The 18,767-nt window shown below is 40.8% G+C and carries 20 protein-coding genes and 1 pseudogene; 9 read left to right on the top strand and 12 right to left on the bottom strand.

Annotated features, from left to right (window positions below; genetic code table 11):
• Positions 1 to 75 precede the first annotated feature (75 nt).
• A complete protein-coding gene (locus ACSQ6I_RS07230; protein WP_438889689.1) occupies positions 76 to 1,005 on the top strand; it encodes a DMT family transporter in 930 nt (309 codons plus the stop codon).
• A gap of 77 nt (positions 1,006 to 1,082) precedes the next feature.
• On the opposite strand, the gene ACSQ6I_RS07225 is transcribed toward ACSQ6I_RS07230, so the two are convergent.
• From ACSQ6I_RS07225 to ACSQ6I_RS07180, 10 genes and pseudogenes are all read right to left on the bottom strand, one after another.
• The gene (locus ACSQ6I_RS07225; RefSeq protein ID WP_438889688.1) at positions 1,083 to 1,313 is read right to left on the bottom strand and encodes a hypothetical protein; all 231 of its coding nucleotides are present in this window, start codon (positions 1,311 to 1,313) and stop codon (positions 1,083 to 1,085) included.
• Positions 1,314 to 1,457: 144 nt separating this feature from the next.
• A complete protein-coding gene (locus ACSQ6I_RS07220) occupies positions 1,458 to 2,030 on the bottom strand; it encodes a hypothetical protein (RefSeq protein WP_190714961.1) in 573 nt (190 codons plus the stop codon).
• A 111-nt stretch (positions 2,031 to 2,141) separates the two neighbouring features.
• Positions 2,142 to 2,414: pseudogene (locus tag ACSQ6I_RS07215) on the bottom strand (transposase); the annotation flags it as partial.
• A 325-nt stretch (positions 2,415 to 2,739) separates the two neighbouring features.
• Positions 2,740 to 3,435, bottom strand: a complete 696-nt coding sequence (locus ACSQ6I_RS07210; RefSeq protein ID WP_127055466.1) for a TVP38/TMEM64 family protein — start codon at positions 3,433 to 3,435, stop codon at positions 2,740 to 2,742.
• 17 nt (positions 3,436 to 3,452) lie between these two features.
• Complete coding sequence (locus ACSQ6I_RS07205) at positions 3,453 to 4,106, bottom strand: methyltransferase family protein (protein ID WP_127055467.1); 654 nt, start codon at positions 4,104 to 4,106, stop codon at positions 3,453 to 3,455.
• A 53-nt stretch (positions 4,107 to 4,159) separates the two neighbouring features.
• Positions 4,160 to 4,393: a DUF2933 domain-containing protein gene (locus tag ACSQ6I_RS07200; protein WP_045873715.1), complete on the bottom strand. Its 234-nt coding sequence runs from the start codon at positions 4,391 to 4,393 to the stop codon at positions 4,160 to 4,162.
• A gap of 325 nt (positions 4,394 to 4,718) precedes the next feature.
• Positions 4,719 to 6,893, bottom strand: a complete 2,175-nt coding sequence (locus ACSQ6I_RS07195) for a heavy metal translocating P-type ATPase (RefSeq protein ID WP_190648985.1) — start codon at positions 6,891 to 6,893, stop codon at positions 4,719 to 4,721.
• A gap of 16 nt (positions 6,894 to 6,909) precedes the next feature.
• On the bottom strand, positions 6,910 to 7,086 hold the full coding sequence (locus ACSQ6I_RS07190) for a YHS domain-containing protein (RefSeq protein WP_127055468.1): 177 nt from the start codon (positions 7,084 to 7,086) through the stop codon (positions 6,910 to 6,912).
• A 56-nt stretch (positions 7,087 to 7,142) separates the two neighbouring features.
• Positions 7,143 to 7,844, bottom strand: coding sequence for a DUF305 domain-containing protein (locus ACSQ6I_RS07185; protein ID WP_127055469.1), 702 nt, complete (start codon positions 7,842 to 7,844; stop codon positions 7,143 to 7,145).
• 391 nt (positions 7,845 to 8,235) lie between these two features.
• Positions 8,236 to 8,505 (bottom strand): thioredoxin family protein, encoded by a 270-nt coding sequence (locus tag ACSQ6I_RS07180; protein ID WP_127055470.1) that lies wholly within the window; start codon positions 8,503 to 8,505, stop codon positions 8,236 to 8,238.
• A gap of 280 nt (positions 8,506 to 8,785) precedes the next feature.
• Between ACSQ6I_RS07180 and ACSQ6I_RS07175 the strand changes: the two genes are divergently transcribed.
• On the top strand, positions 8,786 to 9,196 hold the full coding sequence (locus tag ACSQ6I_RS07175) for a hypothetical protein (RefSeq protein WP_190648982.1): 411 nt from the start codon (positions 8,786 to 8,788) through the stop codon (positions 9,194 to 9,196).
• Positions 9,135 to 10,157, top strand: a complete 1,023-nt coding sequence (locus ACSQ6I_RS07170) for an IS4 family transposase (RefSeq protein ID WP_438889686.1) — start codon at positions 9,135 to 9,137, stop codon at positions 10,155 to 10,157. The genes ACSQ6I_RS07175 and ACSQ6I_RS07170 overlap by 62 nt, the downstream gene beginning before the upstream one ends.
• Positions 10,158 to 10,413: 256 nt before the next feature.
• Here the strand turns inward: ACSQ6I_RS07170 and ACSQ6I_RS07165 are convergent, their stop codons facing one another.
• Both ACSQ6I_RS07165 and ACSQ6I_RS07160 read right to left on the bottom strand, forming a co-directional pair.
• On the bottom strand, positions 10,414 to 11,607 hold the full coding sequence (locus ACSQ6I_RS07165; protein ID WP_127055472.1) for a phytochelatin synthase family protein: 1,194 nt from the start codon (positions 11,605 to 11,607) through the stop codon (positions 10,414 to 10,416).
• 65 nt (positions 11,608 to 11,672) lie between these two features.
• The gene (locus ACSQ6I_RS07160) at positions 11,673 to 12,203 is read right to left on the bottom strand and encodes a DMT family transporter (RefSeq protein WP_127055473.1); all 531 of its coding nucleotides are present in this window, start codon (positions 12,201 to 12,203) and stop codon (positions 11,673 to 11,675) included.
• Positions 12,204 to 12,562: 359 nt separating this feature from the next.
• On the opposite strand from ACSQ6I_RS07160, the gene ACSQ6I_RS07155 reads away from it, so the two are divergent.
• The 6 genes from ACSQ6I_RS07155 to ACSQ6I_RS07130 all read left to right on the top strand — a co-directional run.
• Entirely contained in the window at positions 12,563 to 14,824 is a 2,262-nt protein-coding gene (locus ACSQ6I_RS07155) for a heavy metal translocating P-type ATPase (protein WP_127055474.1), read from the top strand.
• 287 nt (positions 14,825 to 15,111) lie between these two features.
• Complete coding sequence (locus tag ACSQ6I_RS07150) at positions 15,112 to 16,050, top strand: cupredoxin domain-containing protein (RefSeq protein ID WP_127055475.1); 939 nt, start codon at positions 15,112 to 15,114, stop codon at positions 16,048 to 16,050.
• Between the two features lie 96 nt (positions 16,051 to 16,146).
• A complete protein-coding gene (locus ACSQ6I_RS07145) occupies positions 16,147 to 16,560 on the top strand; it encodes a heavy metal-responsive transcriptional regulator (RefSeq protein WP_127055476.1) in 414 nt (137 codons plus the stop codon).
• 17 nt (positions 16,561 to 16,577) lie between these two features.
• Positions 16,578 to 17,204, top strand: a complete 627-nt coding sequence (locus tag ACSQ6I_RS07140; protein WP_438889685.1) for a class I SAM-dependent methyltransferase — start codon at positions 16,578 to 16,580, stop codon at positions 17,202 to 17,204.
• Between the two features lie 295 nt (positions 17,205 to 17,499).
• Complete coding sequence (locus ACSQ6I_RS07135) at positions 17,500 to 17,694, top strand: heavy-metal-associated domain-containing protein (RefSeq protein WP_127055478.1); 195 nt, start codon at positions 17,500 to 17,502, stop codon at positions 17,692 to 17,694.
• Positions 17,695 to 17,801: 107 nt separating this feature from the next.
• A partial coding sequence (locus tag ACSQ6I_RS07130) for an efflux RND transporter periplasmic adaptor subunit (RefSeq protein WP_438889684.1) occupies positions 17,802 to 18,767 on the top strand: 966 nt, incomplete at its 3' end.

The raw sequence follows: 18,767 nt of genomic DNA, 5'->3' as shown, positions 1-18,767 counted from the left end.
GTGTAAGGTAAAACGCAAATTACAAGGGAACAGAGAAGGCTTATTTTCTATTCCCTAACTTCTTCAAGATAAAAAATGAAAATCAAGTCTGGCAATCAATTTGTCCGTAACCATAAAACCAATGAAAGCATAGATGCAGAAACATTGGGTTTAGCTTATGGTTTTCTGGGTGTTTTAATATTTAGTTTGACACTTCCGTCAACACGCCTTGCAGTAGCTGAATTGGACTCTACCTTTGTGGGGTTAGGGCGTGCGGTAGTAGCATCTATTTTGGCAGCTTTGTTATTGAAGGTGACTCGGCAACCCATACCATTACGGCGGCATTTATCCAGTTTAGTTGTTGTGGCTTTAGGTGTAATTGTGGGGTTTCCTCTGCTATCAGCTTGGGCAATGCGCTCTCTACCTGCATCTCATGGGGCAATCATAGTAGGCATTTTACCATTAGCTACTGCCATTGTTGGTGCATTGAGAACAGGCGAGCGTCCTTCGACCAAATTCTGGTTATGTAGTGGTATTGGCAGTACGGTAGTTGTCGGCTTTGCAGTCATAACTGGAGGTGGAAGATTACAGATTACTGATTTGGCTTTACTCGGTGCGGTTATTGCTGCGGCTGTGGGTTATGCCGAGGGTGGACGTTTATCGCGTGAATTGGGCGGATGGCAGGTGATTTGCTGGGCATTGGTCTTGTCTGCTATTCCTTTGACAGTTCCCGTTGCTATTGCAATCGCTCAACATGGACTTCACGCCTCATTACAAGCATGGTTAGGCTTTGGCTATGTCAGTGTGTTTAGTATGTTTCTTGGCTTTTTTGCCTGGTATCATGCGCTGGCAATTGGCGGGGTGGTGCGAGTCAGTCAAATGCAACTTTTGCAACCTTTTCTGACTATTTTTGCTTCAGTATTATTTCTGCAAGAGCAGATGACAACACCAACTATCATCACAGCGTTGGTAGTTTTTGCAACAGTTGCAGTGGGTAAAAAAGCTCCAATTTACAGTTTGCAATAAGCATTCATATCAGTATTTCAACCATAACTCAGTACAACAACCGTCGTTGAGCATCGCGAATAACATATCCATTAGAATCATTGGTCAATATCGAGATCAGAGTGAGGATCATCATTTTTAACTACTGGCTCAGATATGTTGACCGACAAAACTTGCAGATTACCTTGAGTACAGATTAATCGCAGACTATCAATTTCCGCCGGTTGGACACGATGTTGGTAATGAGAGAGAAAAGTGTCATTCAAATAAACAGCCAATTGGGTTTTTTGTACCGCAATCTTCACAGTAAACTTTTTACCAAAGGCCATCTCCTGGGGGAAGGGAAGTCTTTCTTCCAGCCCCCAATTCCCGACCTGAGTATTTTGGACGATTTGTCCTTCATTTAACTGTTAATGAAATTTTATTTAGCACGTCTAGAGTTAGGCGAGATTCTGAAACAGAAGTAGAGACTACTACTGCCTAACCGGATAATATAATCCGTCTTGCTCCTGAAATGTCCACCCCAAGCTCATCGGGTCACGATTCCTCGACCAACTAATAAATTCTTTTTCACTCTTGCTTTCGCGCTCTGTAATCAAACTTTGAGCAGTGACACCCAATCGTTGCGCTAAATTCTCAGGAGCAAAAGATTTTATTTCAACTGGTTGTTGTTGATATGGGTATGCGGATCTGCTACTACGGGCTTGACTACCGTATTTGCCAGAAGCAAGCGCCCGTTCTATTTTTTCCAATTGTTTACCAAGGACTTCCAGTTTAGTGGACACCAGTTGATCTTGCTGGCAAAGGTGCGTTTCCATTTCCAAAAGTTTTTCCTCCACCTGCTGTAATTCGGTGGTTGCTTCCAGTTTAACGCTGCTATCAAAACGCGATATCACTTCCTGTAAGCCTTGCAGTAACGCTGTTGTATGACCGTCACGGTGTATTTTTGCTAAGTTGCGTACTACAGAAATTAGTACAGTAGGCACGCGAATCATCTCGCTGGGTGGGGTCTTGTTGGCAGTCATGATAGCTAAGATTGATATCATAAATTATAACCCCAAAGCCGTGGTTTTTCTGGCTTGAATCTGGAAACGCACTGGTACAAAAAACTATATGTTTAAGAACATGTAGGAATAACACAAGCGTGCCAAGAAGCTATGGATAGCAACTCGCCTAGCACGACGTTCTTCTGCTAATTGTAGTGCCTGTTGTTCACGGCTTGGTCGTGATACTCGTACAACCACAGTGCCATCAGTTTGGGTTATTGATGAAAGATTGTGTGCTTCATCGACGGCTTTGAGAGCTTGATGATGTGTAGCGAAAACTTGGTTAAGTGTTTCAGCTAAGTTCTGCAATAAGTGAAAACGGTCTGCAACATGAATGGCTTCAGGCGCTCCTTGACGAATACCACTTTCATAAACTTTTGACCTTATGTTGATTTTCTCGATGATGATTTTGCGATAGCATAATTCACCTCTGATTAACTGAGTAGAAAGCTTGAATAATTGCAATCGAAAAAATTTAAGTTTTTAATCAATCAGGACTTACGCAAAATATAGCAACAGCCAAGGTGGTTAGGACATCAACAGATGATAAAACGTAGACAGTAAAAGCCTTTTAACTCTGTCACCTGTCAAGAGTCACCTGTCACCTGCTATATCTCTCAAACCCTCATTCTTCCGTGTCCTCTGTGCCTCTGTGGTTCGTTTATTCCATAGCTCGTGCGTAAGTCCTATAAATCAAAAAAATATATATTTATTCCACACGCACAACATCTCTAAGGTCTAGCCAGTTATAACGTCGAATCAACCAAGGCAACACTATAATTACAATCAGTAAAATAATCGAAATAGCAATTCCTAAAGGTGTGCCTACCCTTAATGCTCCTCCCATGTAGGTCAGTAAAAATGTTGAGGGAATCATGCCTAAAAAAGTAGCCAGGGCATATTTAGGAAGAGAAAGACCAGCAATTCCCGCAGCATAGCTAATCAAATCAAAAGAAAATATTGGCAGCATCCGAGTAATAAAAATTACCCAGCTAAGATAGGTCTCTCCTCTGTTTTTCGAGAAATAAATTATCTTACCAGTTAAAGCTTTAATGGCCGATCGCCCCAAAGTTCGACCCAAAAAATAAGCAATTAAACCACCGATAAAACCTCCTATGATGCTGTATATTCCTGCCATCAATGTCCCCCAAATAGTGCCAGCTATAACTGCGAGTGGCGCACTGGGAATAGGACTAATAACTACAGATAAAGCCAAGATACCAATATAGACAAATGGGCCAAGTAACCCTAAATTTTTTACAGTTTGTCTAAATCCTTCTGGTGTTAATATATTTACCTGGGGATTTAGTAGCCAATAACAGACGGCTAAACATAGGAGCAAAATTACCAATGCAAAGGCGTTTTGACGATTAAACAGGATTTTGATTCTTTCCTGTCTTTTCACTTACTTAGTTCTCCCTTTTAGGTATTACTTCTCTTAATAGTATCTCCCAGACGAGGGAAAAAAGCTGGTGTATTGCTGGCATAGCGATCGTACTCTGCACCAAATTCTGCTCGCACCTCACGTTCTTCTTGGCGTGCTAGTCGTGTATACATCCACACCAGCACTGGGAACATCAACAGCGTTAAGATTGTGGGCCACTGAAGCAGGAATCCGAACATGATGAGGATAAAAGCTACATATTGGGGATGACGAATTGTTGCATAAGGCCCAGAAGTCGCCAGCGTGTGACTGCGCTGGGCTTTGTAAAGGACTTCCCAGGCAGAGCCAAGATAGATGAGTCCACCAAAAATAAACACGTTACTTAAAAGGTGAATTGGGTTTAAGTGGGGATCGCCTTTCCAACCCAGCAATGTCCACCAGAGATGTCCGGCATCATGGGAGAAAATATCCAGTTTGGGAAAGCGAGTTTGTAGCCAACCTGATAGTAAGTAAAGGGTCAATGGAAACCCATACATTTCCGTAAATAACGCGACAATAAAAGCTGAGAAAGCACCAAATGAACGCCAATCACGAGGACTTTTTGGCTTTGTGAAGCTGAAGGCAAAAATGATAAATATCAGTGAATTGATAATTACTAAAGACCAAAGACCATAAGCAGGGATATCTTTCATAATTCATTTTCCTTTCTTGTGGTGAAGTATTAGTTATTTTGTGCTAATTGCCTTTATTGAGATTGGTTATTGCTTCCACCGCCTCCCCCATGTCCGCCATGTCCACCGTGCATAAATAAGTGCATAATTATACAAAGTCCCAGAAGTAAGAATAGTGGTGGAAGGCCAAGTATATGGGCCCAATGTTCTGCTATGAGAAAGAAGGCAATAATGGCGAGAAAGACAAACAATACGATTTTGACAACTGATATTCTTGTGCTGGATTGATGATTGTGTTGGTGAGCCATGTTTTCTTAATTTGTAGTAATTGAAATTCTCTAATTGTCTATCTCTACAGCGAAATCAGCTTTTTAGCTGGCGGCAACATTAAGGGTGAATTATTTGTTACTGGCTTTCTTCTAAAAAACGTAAGTGAGATAGGAAGGGACATCAAAATAAAGACCAGTGGTAGGGTGTAAAGAAAGATAGAAACTAGAGGTGAGCGAGAAACAGCTAGCAGTAAAAAAACACTAACAGTGAAGATAATAAATAGTGCCTGGTTTACAGACAGGTTATCAAGCTGGAAGGAATAATGTTTGTGTTGATGAATCATAAAAACCTCCTTTTATAGAACTATGTGCTAGATAACTTAAATCCTTTCAATAAGGATGAATTAACAATCACTGACAAGGAACTCATAGCCATCGCAGCTGCGGCAATAATTGGGTTGAGAAAACCGAAGGCAGCAATAGGAATGCCAATGGCGTTGTAAATAAACGCCCAAAATAGGTTTTGTTTGATTTTGAGCATCGTGGCACGAGATAGGCGAATCGAGGTGACAACATCTCGCACATCGTTTTTCACCAAAATGATCCCACCTGTTTCCTTGGCCACATCTGCACCAGAACCAATCGCAATACCAATGTCAGCAGTTGCTAAGGCGGGTGCATCATTAACACCGTCTCCCACCATTGCCACAACTTCGCCGCGTCGTTGAATATCTTTGACAACTTGGGCTTTATCACCGGGTAATACCTCTGCAATTACCTTATCTATTCCCAGTTGACGGGCGATCGCTTCGGCAGTACGCTGATTGTCTCCGGTGAGCATCACGACTTTAACTTTTTCCCGCCGTAAAGCCGCGATCGCTTCCTTGGCTTCAGGTTTGATGGTGTCGGCTACTGCCACAATCCCCATTAGCAAACCATTACAACCAACCAGCATGGCTGTTTTACCGTCAGATTCCAAACGAGTCAGTATCTCTTCTGTTGCAGGATTAATTTGATAGCCTTGCTCGCGGAACAAGCGGCGATTACCAAGCAAAATCCTATCTCGATTAATTTCTCCCCGAATCCCATGTCCGGGAATAGCTTCAAAATTATTCACTTTGGGAATATCTAGCATCTGATGTCTGGCTTCTCGCACAATTGCTTCACCCAAAGGATGTTCTGAACCCGCTTCTACAGCCGCCGCCAACCGGAGAATTTCATCGTTTGGGCGTTCTGCCAAAGCTACAATATCCGTTACACTAGGCTCACCACGAGTCAAGGTGCCAGTTTTGTCAAAAATGACAGTCGAGAGCTTTTCTGCCCTTTCTAAAATTTCCCCACCCCGAATTAAAATCCCGGCTTCTGCTCCCTTACCCACACCAACCATCAACGCGGCGGGAGTAGCAATACCCAAAGCACAGGGACAAGAAATAATTAACACAGCAATAAATGCCAGTAAAGCTTGCGGAAAGTTCCCGACAAGTAACCAACCGAGAAATGCCAGTACCGCAATTCCCACAACCGCAGGCACAAAATAACCCGTCACTTTATCCGCCAACCGTTGGACTTGAGCCGTACTTGTCTGGGCTTCCTCCACAATTTTGATGATTTGAGCTAAAGCCGTTTCCGCCCCCACACGAGTCGCCCGAAAACGGAAAAGTCCGGTTCTGTTTAAAGTACCACCAATCACCGCAGATTCGGCTTGCTTCTCTACTGGTAGTGACTCCCCTGTCAGCATTGACTCATCTACAGATGAAGATCCATCCAGCACAATTCCATCCGTCGGTACTTTTTCTCCCGGACGGACAACAACTGTTTCATCCACCATTAATTGCTCTGCCGGAATTTCCATCTCCATACCATCTCGGATGACTCTGGCGGTGGCAGGTTTTAAATCTAGAAGTTTGCGTACTGCTGCCGATGAGTTCTTTTTGATAATTTCTTCCATATACTTGCCTAGTAAAACAAAGGCAATGACGACGGCAGAAACTTCAAAATAAACGCTACGTTCCTCAACTCCAACAGGTAGAGCATTAGGAAAGAAAATCACTGCCACACTATAGAAATAGGCAACGCTGGTTCCTAAAGCAATCAGGAAATCCATGTTTACATTGCGGCTTTTGATGGCATTCCACGCTCCCACGTAAAATGACCAGCCACCAATGAACTGCACAGGGGTAGCCAGGATAAAAAGCCAGACTCCCCAGGTGAACCAGGGTAGAGCAGAAATCGGCACCCAGCTTAAGATACTTACACCTGCTGCCAGTCCCAAAAATGCAGCCGCTCGCAGAATTGCTAAAAATAGTACCCCCGTCATCGCAATGGTGACGCGAGTCCGCATAGATTTGAGTTCCTTCTCAGGATCTAAAAATGTGTTTAAGCAAGTTTGGCTACAAAAATAGTAAGTGCGTCCACTTCGTTCTGTCTTCAAGGATGTGGCTTTAGGTACTGTCATGCCACAAATAGGATCTTTTGCCATCCCACCTTGGGGTACAATGCTTGCGTGTCTATGTCCGTGATGCTCGTGAGTTCTGGTCATTTTTGAATGAACTCCTTCATCCTGCTAGTTGTGATTCAAAAGTATGCAGGCAAGTCTGGCTGCAAAAATAGTAAGTCTGTCCGTCTCGCTCGGACTTCAATGCTGTAGCCTTTTCTACAGTCATGCCACATATTGGGTCTACAGCAGTCTTGTCACTATCTTGTTGACGCTTGCGTCTAAAAAAATTCCACATAATTGACCTCCTTGAGAGCAGATATCAATCGTGTCAGGTCAAAATCTCTCCGGAATTCAACTTTCTTCAGGGTTGGATTTATACCAAACCTGATACCACTGCTGCATCTGGTTAATTTCAGCCGTTTGAGTTTTAATGATGGACTGAGCTAAGTTACGAATTTCTGGTTTGGTAGCTTTTTTAGTAGCCATCTGCGACATCATTAGAGCCATGCGATGATGAGGAATCATCTGACGGACAAATTCTTTGTCGAAATCTGGTGCATTTTTCAATGCTGCCAAATCTACATTCATACCCATCATGTTGCAGTTCATCGGCATTTTCATCATGCCTGGGTTCATCTGTTGGCACATACGCTGATGCATTGCCATCATTTCTTGACGAGTCATGGCTGTTACAGGTACTTCTTTCCCGTACCATGCCTTATACCAAGATTTCATTTGCTGAATTTCGCTGTTTTGTTCTTGTTTAATAGCTTGAGCTAGCTTTTTAATTTCTGGGTGTTGAGCGCGACTTAATGCGATATCAGCCATTTCTATTGCTTGAGTGTGATGGGGAACCATCTTTTCAATGAAATGCTGATCCATATTAGTCATCATCCCTCTTTGGGGAGGAGGAGTAGTTTCTGTAGATTGGTGATGAGTATTATGTTCTGAGTTTGAAACCTGAGCTTGTGCGTTATTTAAAATTACTAATCCAGCGAGCGCACTAGTGCTTAATAGACCAGCCAAGCCATACAACAATGTTTTTGTTTTCATAACCCCACCTCATTTTAAGAGTTAAAGACAACTTATATTTATGAAATTATCGAGAGATTGTGAGGAACTTGTGAGACGAAAAATTTTAAATTAAACTCAATAAAATTGCTCAGACATCAAGTATTATGCAAGCTTTTTTGGTTTCACTTTTCTTGCAAAAATTAAGTTAATTTTCTTTCCAATCAAATAGCTAGATCGTTTTATCTTCAACAAAAACCTATAATTTAAGATTTACATATAGAGATGAAAAGAGGATGAAATATTCTTCTTGTACACGTTTCTTTACATAATCAAGGCGATCGCATCCTTACTGGTCTAGTAATAAATGCGATTACCCGAAGGATACTGCTAAAGGCAATCGCGCTGTTTGGACTTTGTTTGACATCCATGCTTAATTCAGGGGTTGACCCACACCCACTGCTAGCAATTGGTCACGAGTTGGTTTACCTGTCAGCACTAACACTCCGTTGATAGCGATCGCTGGTACTGATTGAACTCCATAATGTTCAGCTTTCGCTAGATAAGTCTGCTGCTCCTGACTTAAACGCAAATCATAGACTAATACTTCACAATTTGAACAAGCTAATTCTTGCACTGTACGGACTGTTTCGTCACAAAGAGGACAATTGGCTGTAAATATCTCAATTTGACGTTTTGTCATAATCTCCACCAACAATTACTTTACTAGTATTGTCAACTCTCCTGTTAGGTGGAGATTCAAGCTTATGAATACAATCTTAATAATTTGTATAAATTTGTTTGATATTAATTACAAATTAATTTTCTTCATACAAATTTATAACTATATTTTGCTTCATAAAAGTTTTTCTCGTGATCTCTTGACTCTCCAGTTAAATGGAGCATTAAAAATTAAATTATTGAGTTGCGAAAAGAAAGGATAACTTTTTGTCCTTTCAATAGTTATACCTGGGAATTTATTTATGACAAGCAGACAACAGTTACATCAGAGATTGACATCAAGTTCTGATTCTAAAGTACCTCACAAAAATCGATTCAGCATTCAATTATTTTTGGGAAAATTCTGGAGATGGTTTGTTGACTTCCTCTATAAAGAACCCGAACCAGAAGTTTGGGAACGGCGCGATAGCCAAGGTAATGTCTGGTGGTTTGCCTATGATCCAGCAACAGGTAAATCTGCTTCTTTGGGTTCGGAACAGGAAGTTTTAATTTGGATTGAGCCAGAAGTGTTGAATGTTAAAAAAACTGCGATAAAAATTGCCCAAAATATATTAAAATCTGGGCAAGCTATCTCAAAATATAGATTTGATTATGATTATAAATTCATTTCCCAAGATTGTCAAAGACATCCTCAAATCCTTGCCAAAAAATGATTATCCGGTTTTGAACAGCCGTCTTTACGTTGAGTGTTGGTTGGCTTATGCTTTGGATAATAGTTTAACAAGTATGCGGGATTTATTTAAAAGATTAAACAATACAGGGATTGATGTAAGAATTTCGACATTTTCCAAGGCTAACACACACATAATTCAAGAAATATTCCAAAATATTTATCATCAATTGAATAAAGTAGTCCAGAAAAAAGCCCACAAAAAGTTACATGATAAATACGCCATTTGTCCAATTGATTCTACAGTAATTACCTTAACAAGTAAGTTGCTATGGGTTTTAGGACATCATCAAGTAAAACTTTTTAGTTCCCTTAATCTGTCAACAGGAAGTCCAGAAGATAATTTGATAAACTTTGGTCATAATCATGATTACAAATTTGGGTCAGAAATGATGTCTAACTTACCACCAGATGCAGTTAGGGTAATGGATAGAGGTTTTGCAGGACTAAATTTTATGCAAGAATTAGTGCAAAAAGACAAATATTTTGTAGTGCGAATTAAGAATAATTGGAAACTAGAATTTGAATCGGGAACTGGATTAGTAAAAATCGGTTCAGCGACCGATTCTCCCGCTTACAGGGTAATTAATTTTTGTGATTTAGAAACAAAAACAGAATTTCGCTTAGTCACGAATTTACCTGCGAATGGAGAAGCGGCAGTTACAGATGATGAAATCAGGGATATTTACCGTTTACGTTGGGGCGTTGAATTGTTATGGAAATTTTTAAATATGCACCTAAAACTAGATACATTAATTACCAAAAATGTTAATGGTATTGGCATACAAATTTATGCCAGTCTCATCGCTTATCTAATTTTACAACTTGTATCTGTTCCTCAAGAATGGGGTAATAAAATGTTAGATAAATTCCGCTATCTTCAAGCTTGTATGTGTCAACAAATCAGTTATGTTCATTGGATGGAAGATATTATGAAATGTTGACATTTTCACCCTTGATAGGACTACTATATCTAATCATGTAAAGTTTTGTAACGACATTCAACATTTCTGTTCAAGTGATGTAGACTTTATTATCAAAAAAAGTCTAGTTTATAACAAACAGAAAGGCAGAGGTAATACCAATTCTGTATGAAGACACACTCATCTAAAAGAGAAAAAACTTAAACAGGAAGAAATGTAGAGACCTTATGTATAAGGTCTCTACAGATATTACACAAATATGCAAACTGTTGTACATTTAATTTGATAATGTTTGAAATAAATTCTGTAACGCTAATATTTGTTCTTTTAAGCTAACTACTTCCTGACGCATCAGTGGCGGCAGCCTATCGACTTCTCGGAGTTGATATATCTGAGAACGCAAACGCTCATTTAGCGGTTGATAAATTTCCTCTGGACAAGATAAAAGAAACATTGTTAGTAAATAAGTTAAGTTTTTCTCTTGGAGGTGCCACTTTCCTATAACAGAAGTTTCCGAGAAATTTCTAGTCAATAGTACGTTTTGAGTAACTGTCCATAAAGGATGCGATTTAATTTCTTCCAATAAACAGCACCATATCTCAAAAAATTCATTTGATAGATTATCTCCAGTAATGCAGAGAACAGAAGTTAACTCTGGTGGCAAATTTATTAATATCGTATCCAGCAATGAAAATAATGAATCTGGCTGTTCTTGAGCCAGTAAAGTTGGTGCAATAACCTTAAAATAAGGTGCAATCATCACCCATTGATGTATATCAACTCCTACATAAAAAAAGTTTTGACTGGAAATATTCTTATTAGAAATAAGCATATAGCCACGACACTTACCAGTTGCAGTATCAATGGGTTGTAGAGCATTCCATAAAACATTTAAGGGAACCCAGTGAGGTGGGTATTTAAAACGAGCTACATCTAAAAGCAACACAAGATCACGTTCTGGATGGTATCCTCCTACTGGAGAAAAGTGTCCATCCCCAGTTTGTCCTACAACTTGTCGTGAATAGCAAACAACTAAATGTAAACCTTGGGGTAGAAAGGTGGCTTGCTTAACAGCTTCTCGGAACTCTTGTAGGTTGCTTTGGTCATAACGATAGGCTTCTACTTTAGCTCCATTGCAACGCGCTAAACAAACAAATTCGTCAAAAGTAATGCCTTGATTTTTAACTGCACTCAGTGGTTGGCAACATTCGAGAAATTCTTCACCGTACCATCTCCATACACCTTTCCAAATTCGCCCAGGATCAATTGATAAGGCGTTGAGAACCATGACTAAAGTACCTAACCCGCAAAAAGCTGGCTCTGATTGAGTATGGAATTGTTCAGCCAGAGGAAAATAACCCTCCATACCACCTAATGCGATCGCTTCTTGAAAGATTTGTCGCCCCTGTGGGGAAGCAAAAGAAATACTAGGAGGAGGTAAGGGACGACGATAAAATCCTTCAGTAACCATGAACAAAGAAAATCTCAACTATGATGGATTGAATTATTGCAGATATCAGATATATCATTGGTCAGTTAGAGGCTGTGTTTAGCATCTAATTGTATAAGTATAACTGCGGCTAATAAAAGCCCAGTTCCTAATAATCTGGGCGCACTGACGATATGACTCATAACCCCAAATAAACCAAACTGGTCAATGATCAGTGACATCAGCATCTGTCCAAATGCTACAGCCATTGTTGTGTTTGTCAAACCTAATTTAGGAATGCTGAGAGTATTGAGCGTTACGTAAGTTGCTCCCAAAGCACCGCCAAAGAAAGCCCACCAAGGTGCTTTGGGTAACGCAGACCAATTTGGTCGTCCGAATTTGCCAGTTAATAGAAGACTTACGAGAACTATAGTGCCTACGAAGTAGGAAATATCTCCAGCTAGAGGGAAAGAACCTATTGACCGAGCTAACTGAGCATTAATTGCTGCTTGAATAGGCAGTACGGCTCCATTAAAGAAAGCAATTAACAGAGAAGGTGAAGGGGGACGAATTAAGGTTGAAACAGTAGGAGATTTTGAAACAGTGGTTTTTGTTGAGGGTAGATGGATGATGCTCATAGCTGTTAGTCCAGTGAATTACAAGTCCGACGCTGAACTATGCCAGAACCGCTGAAATGGTATAACCATAGGCAAATTTTGCCAATAGCGCATTCCAAAAGCTTTCCGAACTTTAGATCAAGCTGGTTATTGTTTGCTGGAGTTTATCTTCAAATATTTAGTTCACTGGAGAGTCAAGAGACTTGAACAGAAATTTTTCCCCAGTTCGGTTAATGTATGAGAAATAGCCGCAAAGCTAGTTGAGAAAGGGATTTCTGCCTAGTTCCAATTTTTTTCCTTTACCCCCTTGACACTCCAGTGAACTGGAGCATTCAAGATGAAATCAGTCTTGAAAACGACTTGATAATTGGAGCTTTGAAATGGAGAATGCGACACTTAAACTACGCGGTATGAGTTGCGCTTCCTGCGCCAGAAGTATTGAAGATGCTATTAGTTCTGTCCCAGGTGTGAATGAATGTAGTGTGAATTTTGGGGCAGAACAGGCAAGAGTTGATTATGACCCCAGAAAAACAGATTTACAAGCTATACAAGAGGCAGTAGATGCCGCAGGTTATTCTGCCTATCCTCTGCAAGAACAAAACTTGATGGCGGGAGAAGATGATGAAGAAAAAAGACATCGCCAGAAAGAATCCCGCAATTTGCAGCAAAAGGTGACAGTAGGGGGAATCATTAGCACTGTGCTGGTGATTGGCTCACTACCAATGATGACAGGGTTAAACCTACCTTTTATTCCCACATGGTTGCATAATCCTTGGGTGCAATTAGTTCTGACCACTCCTGTACAGTTTTGGTGTGGTTATTCTTTTTACGTTAATAGCTGGAAAGCTTTTAAGCGTCATGCCGCGACAATGGATACCTTAATAGCTTTAGGTACAAGTGCAGCATATTTCTATTCCCTATTCCCTACAGTATTTCCTAGTTTCTTCATCAGTCAGGGGCTACAACCAGATGTATATTATGAAACTTGTGCTGTAGTCATTACCCTAATTTTACTAGGGCGACTATTTGAAAACCGCGCCAAAGGACAAACCTCAGAAGCTATCCGTAAACTGATTGGTTTACAGGCCAAAACAGCAAGGTTAATTCGCAACGGACGAGAAATAGATGTACCGATTGAACAAGTACAAATTGGCGATGTGGTGCTGGTGCGTCCTGGGGAGAAAATTCCCGTTGATGGCGAAGTCGTTGACGGGACATCCACAGTTGATGAAGCGATGGTGACTGGCGAAAGTTTACCCGTGAAAAAGCACCCAGGGGATGAAGTCATCGGAGCTACTATCAACAAAACTGGAAGTTTTAAGTTTCGGGCGACAAGAGTTGGTAAAGATACCGTACTGGCGCAGATTGTCCAATTAGTGCAGCAAGCTCAAGGCTCAAAAGCCCCCATTCAAAGATTAGCAGACCAAGTTACTGGATGGTTTGTGCCTGCGGTAATTGCGATCGCTATCCTCACATTTATTATTTGGTACAACATCATGGGCAATGTCACCTTGGCGTTGATTACCACAGTCGGGGTGTTAATTATCGCTTGTCCTTGTGCGTTGGGTTTAGCCACACCAACTTCTGTGATGGTAGGTACAGGTAAAGGTGCAGAAAACGGCATTTTAATTAAAGGAGCCGAAAGCTTAGAAATAGCACACCAAATTCAAACCATTGTCTTGGACAAAACAGGCACAATTACCCAAGGTAAACCCACAGTTACAGATTTTCTCACAGTTGACGGTACACGTAACGGCAACGAACTTAAGCTGATACAGCTAGCTGCATCCTTAGAACGCAATTCGGAACACCCCTTGGCAGAAGCAGTTGTTAGATATGCCGAATTTCAGCAAGTGCCATTAGCAGATGTGAGAGATTTTGAAGCGATCGCAGGTAGCGGTGTCCAAGGTGTTGTTTCTAACCGTTTGGTGCAAATTGGTACACAACGGTGGATGGAAGAGTTGAGTATTAACACTCAAGCCTTGCAACAAGACAAAGAACGCTTAGAATATTTAGGTAAAACAGCAGTTTGGTTGGCAATTGACGGCGAAATCAAAGGATTAATGGGGATTGCTGATGCCATTAAACCCACTTCCACCCAGGCTGTGAGAGCTTTGCAAAAACTTGGTTTAGAAGTTGTCATGCTCACAGGCGATAACCGCCGCACCGCAGAAAGTATTGCGCGCGAGGTTGGTATTAAAAGAGTCTTAGCAGAAGTCCGTCCTGACCAAAAAGCTGCTACAGTGCAAGCAATACAAGCAGAAGGCAAAATTGTCGCAATGGTTGGTGATGGTATCAATGATGCACCAGCCTTAGCTCAAGCCGATGTGGGAATTGCCATTGGGACTGGTACAGATGTGGCGATCGCTGCTAGTGACATTACCTTAATCTCTGGCGATTTACAAGGCATAGTTACAGCCATTCAACTCAGCCGCGCCACAATTCGCAACATTCGCCAAAATTTATTCTTCGCCTTCATTTACAACGTGGCTGGTATTCCTATCGCCGCCGGGATTCTCTTCCCCTTCTTCGGTTGGTTACTCAACCCCATCATCGCCGGTGCAGCAATGGCATTTAGTTCGGTTTCTGTAGTTACTAATGCGCTGCGTTTACGTAACTTCCAACCTAAAACACTGGGATAGAGGAAATAACAATGTTCAATCAAACCATATTTTTCGGGACTTTAGCAGGATTTGGATTTCTGCTGGGAGTGATTTCAGGAACGCTAGTGTAGCTAATAATTTACACCAATTCTCTTTCAATCCCTAAAACTCAGACCATAGCTGACTTTCTTAATTACGAACTTGTACTGAGCGCAGCCGTACCACTCCGTGGAAGCAAGCTACGCGGAGCGTCTGTCTCCGACACGCTACGCGAACGTAGAGAAGTATTACGAACCACGAATTATATCCATGTAGGAGGTTTTTCAATGGTAAACAAAACAGCACTCATCGGTAGTATAGCCAGTTTAGGAATTGTATTATCAATTGCATCTGGTGAAGCAGCAGCACAAAAATCTCACGATACGCACTCATCTGCAACAGTCCAAACTAATCAATTTCAACGTATTGAACAGCCATTAGAGAATAAGATAGCCGTCACCCTCGGCGGATTGGGACTACTTGGCCTACAACTTTGGTGGTTCTTGCTGAGTAAACCTAAGTCTCAGAAAGCAGTGGCAACAGGTGGAAATGTCCAAGAAGTAACCGTCACTGTTGATGGGGGATATGATCCTAGTCGAATTGTGGTGCAAGTAGGGAAACCAGTAAGGCTGAAATTTGAACGCAAAGATCCCAGTAGTTGCTTAGAACAAGTTGTGATTCCAGACTTTCACATTGCCGCAGATTTACCGCTTAATCAAGTAACCACTGTGGAATTTACACCCAAACAAGCTGGAACTTATCTCTTTACCTGTGGCATGAATATGTTTCGCGGTGAAATTCAAGCCGAAGCTTCAGACATTCAATCAACAGTCATAAAGGAAGAAAAAACGATGAAAGAACCACAACCCAAATCCTTTAGTTCAATCGATGAGCATGAAACAACTGTAGAGCAAAGAATTCAGAAAACCACCATCAATGTAGATAAGGGATATGCACCGAATCATGTTATTGTCCAAGCGGGGCAAAGAGTACAACTCAACTTTCTGCGCGAAAATCCCAGTAATTGCCTTGCGAAAGTGCTAATTCCTGATTTTGGTATTGCTGCTGATTTACCAGTCAATCAATTAACCTCAATTGAGTTCACACCCGAAAAACCAGGTGAGTATGGTTTCAGCTGCGGCATGAATATGTTTCGTGGTGCAATTTCCGTCCAAGCCGCAGACGCTAGTGAAGAAAAGGTGTCCACTCAAATTCATTTCTCATAAAAATGACGGAATGATACTGCTTATGCTTGACTCTCTAGTTCGCTGGAGAGTTTAGTATATGATCGGTAATCATATTTCACTAAGGATTTGCTAAGTATGTTAGCTCAAGCAGAAGCAAAACAGATTGGTGTAGTTGCCAAAGACAGCGGAGTACCAATTAAAACTATTCGCTACTATGAAGAACTTGGTCTACTCAAATCATCCGGAAGAACAGAAGGCGGCTTTAGATTATTTAACTCTGATGTTTTGGAACGACTACACTTTATTAAACGCGCTCAAAGTTTAGGATTAAGCTTATCAGAGATTAAGGAATTTTTAAATGTTCATGATGAAGGGGAATTACCTTGTGAGCATATCAAAACTAAACTAGAAGATAAAGTACAAGCTATTGATGATCAAATTCAGCAATTACTGATTTTGAGACAAGAATTATCAGGGTTGCTTTCTGGTTGGGAAATCAAGCCGGATGATTCTCATTCCACTATTTGTCCGATTATTGAACACGAATAAATTTTACAAAAAACAATATGAATGAAACTATAGTTCGTAACCAGTATGACCAGTTAGCTTCTGTTTACGATCTACGTTGGAAAAGTTATATAACTAATACACTATCTTTTCTGAAAACTTGGGCAGAGATATCACCAACAGATACTATACTTGATGTTGCCTGTGGGACTGGTGAGTTTGAACGTTTGCTGCTGGCTGAGTATTCATCACAACAGATTTTTGGGGTAGATATTTCAGATAAAATGCTGGCGATCGCCAAACAGAAATGTAGTGCTTATCCTCAAGTATCATTCCAGATTGCAAGTGCATCAAATTTGCCATTTGACAATGATATTTTTGATGTGATTGTGTCTGCTAATTCGTTTCACTACTTTGATGATCCACTTGCTGCATTAAAGGAGATGAGGCGTGTTCTTAAGCCTGATGGTAAAGTTATTATCCTAGATTGGTGTAGAGATTATTTAACTTGTAAAATCTGTGACATTATCCTTAAAAGTTTCGATCCGGCTCATCAGCAGTGTTATACCCAAAATGAATTTCACCGCTTGCTTGAAGATGCAAATTTTGCGGTTTATCGCGCAACCAGAATTCGCTTTGGTGTTGTATGGGGGTTGATGGTAGCTACAGCAATTCTCAAGAATTAAGTTGTTTTATTGCTGCTTATACACTTTTGATTTTACTAAAAATAATACTTTCAAAAGCTTTTCACTAATTACAAGAACAAAAATTCCAATTTTATATAAAACCACAGATGCACACAGATAAACAGTAATGATTTATCAGTGTGTATCTATTTTTATCTGTAGTTATTTTTTTATTTTTCCTCTTGACTCTCCAGGCAGATGGAGAATTTAAGCTAATTCCAGGTTGAGTAAAAAAATTAAAAACTTACTCAAACAAACCACGCTTTAGTAGTAAAAAAATCAGGAGTTTTTAGAGATGACAGTACAACTTACTATCCCTAAATTAGCTTGTTCAGCTTGTGTAAATACTATCAACACAGCAATTCAAAAAGTTGATGCTGCTGCCACTGTCAAAGCTGATACAAAAACCAAAACTATCAGTGTAGAAACTCAAGCATCAGAGACGGCTATTAAAGAAGCGATCGCCTCTGTTGGTTATCCATCCATCTAGAGGTTTTCAAAAACATATCAACAGTTAGTAAAAGCTAACTGTTGATAAAAAATTTATCAATGAGGAATTATTTTGACTCAACTTAATTTACAGGAAATTGCTCAAACATGAACCCGTTGGAAAACCAAACTCCTATTCTAGATTCAGACAATGATTTTGAGGCTGAATCACCGTCACCGCACTCAAAAAGACCTTGGCTTTGGCTATTGCTCACTCTACTATTAGCAGGTGGAGGAATTGCAGTTTGGCGTGTACTAACTCCCAGCCAAAAACCCCCAGTGGCTACAGCTGCTGCACCTCCTGGCGTACAAGTAAAATTATCCTCCCTAAAAGCAAGCACAATTGAACAAAGTTCCAATTTTATTGCTAACCTGCGATCGCGGCGTTCAGTCACTCTCCGTCCCAGAATTCAAGGACAAATTAGCCAGATTTTTGTACAAGCAGGGGATGAGGTAAAAGCAGGTACACCAATTCTGCAAATAGATGCGGAAGAACAAAAAGCAGCAGTTAGCGGTGTGGATGCAGCTGCAATGGCGGCGCGATCGCAACTCGAAAATGCCAAAGCGACTCTCAAATCCATAGAAGCTGAACGTTTATCCAAACAAGCTGATGTCAAGCTCAACGAGTTGGACTACCAAAGGTACTCTTACCTAGCTGCGGAAGGTGCGATATCTCGCCAAACTCAGGATCAATACGCTAATAAACTAGCTACAGCTAAAGCCAGTTTGAATGCAATTGATGCCCAAATTCAAGCCCAAAAAGCTGCCATTTCTCAAGCCGAAAAAGCTGTACAGCAGGCTCAAGCAGCTACCAAACAGCAACAAGTCCAGTTGAAATACTACAAAATTACCGCCCCCTTTGCTGGGAAAGTGGGCGATATCCCCATCAAAATCGGTGATTTTGTTGATACCTCTACTCAATTGGCAACTATCACCGAAAATCAAACTCTAGAAGTCAATATTTCCGTACCAGTTCAGCAAGCAACCCGATTGCGTCCTGGAATGACATTGCAGTTAATTGACGAACGGGGTAAAAATCTTGGAAGCAGCCGCATATTTTTCATCGCTCCTAAC

The sequence above is a fragment of the Anabaena sp. WFMT genome, from assembly GCF_051781005.1.
GTDB lineage: Bacteria > Cyanobacteriota > Cyanobacteriia > Cyanobacteriales > Nostocaceae > Anabaena.
This window is presented reverse-complemented; position numbering and strand designations above follow the sequence as displayed.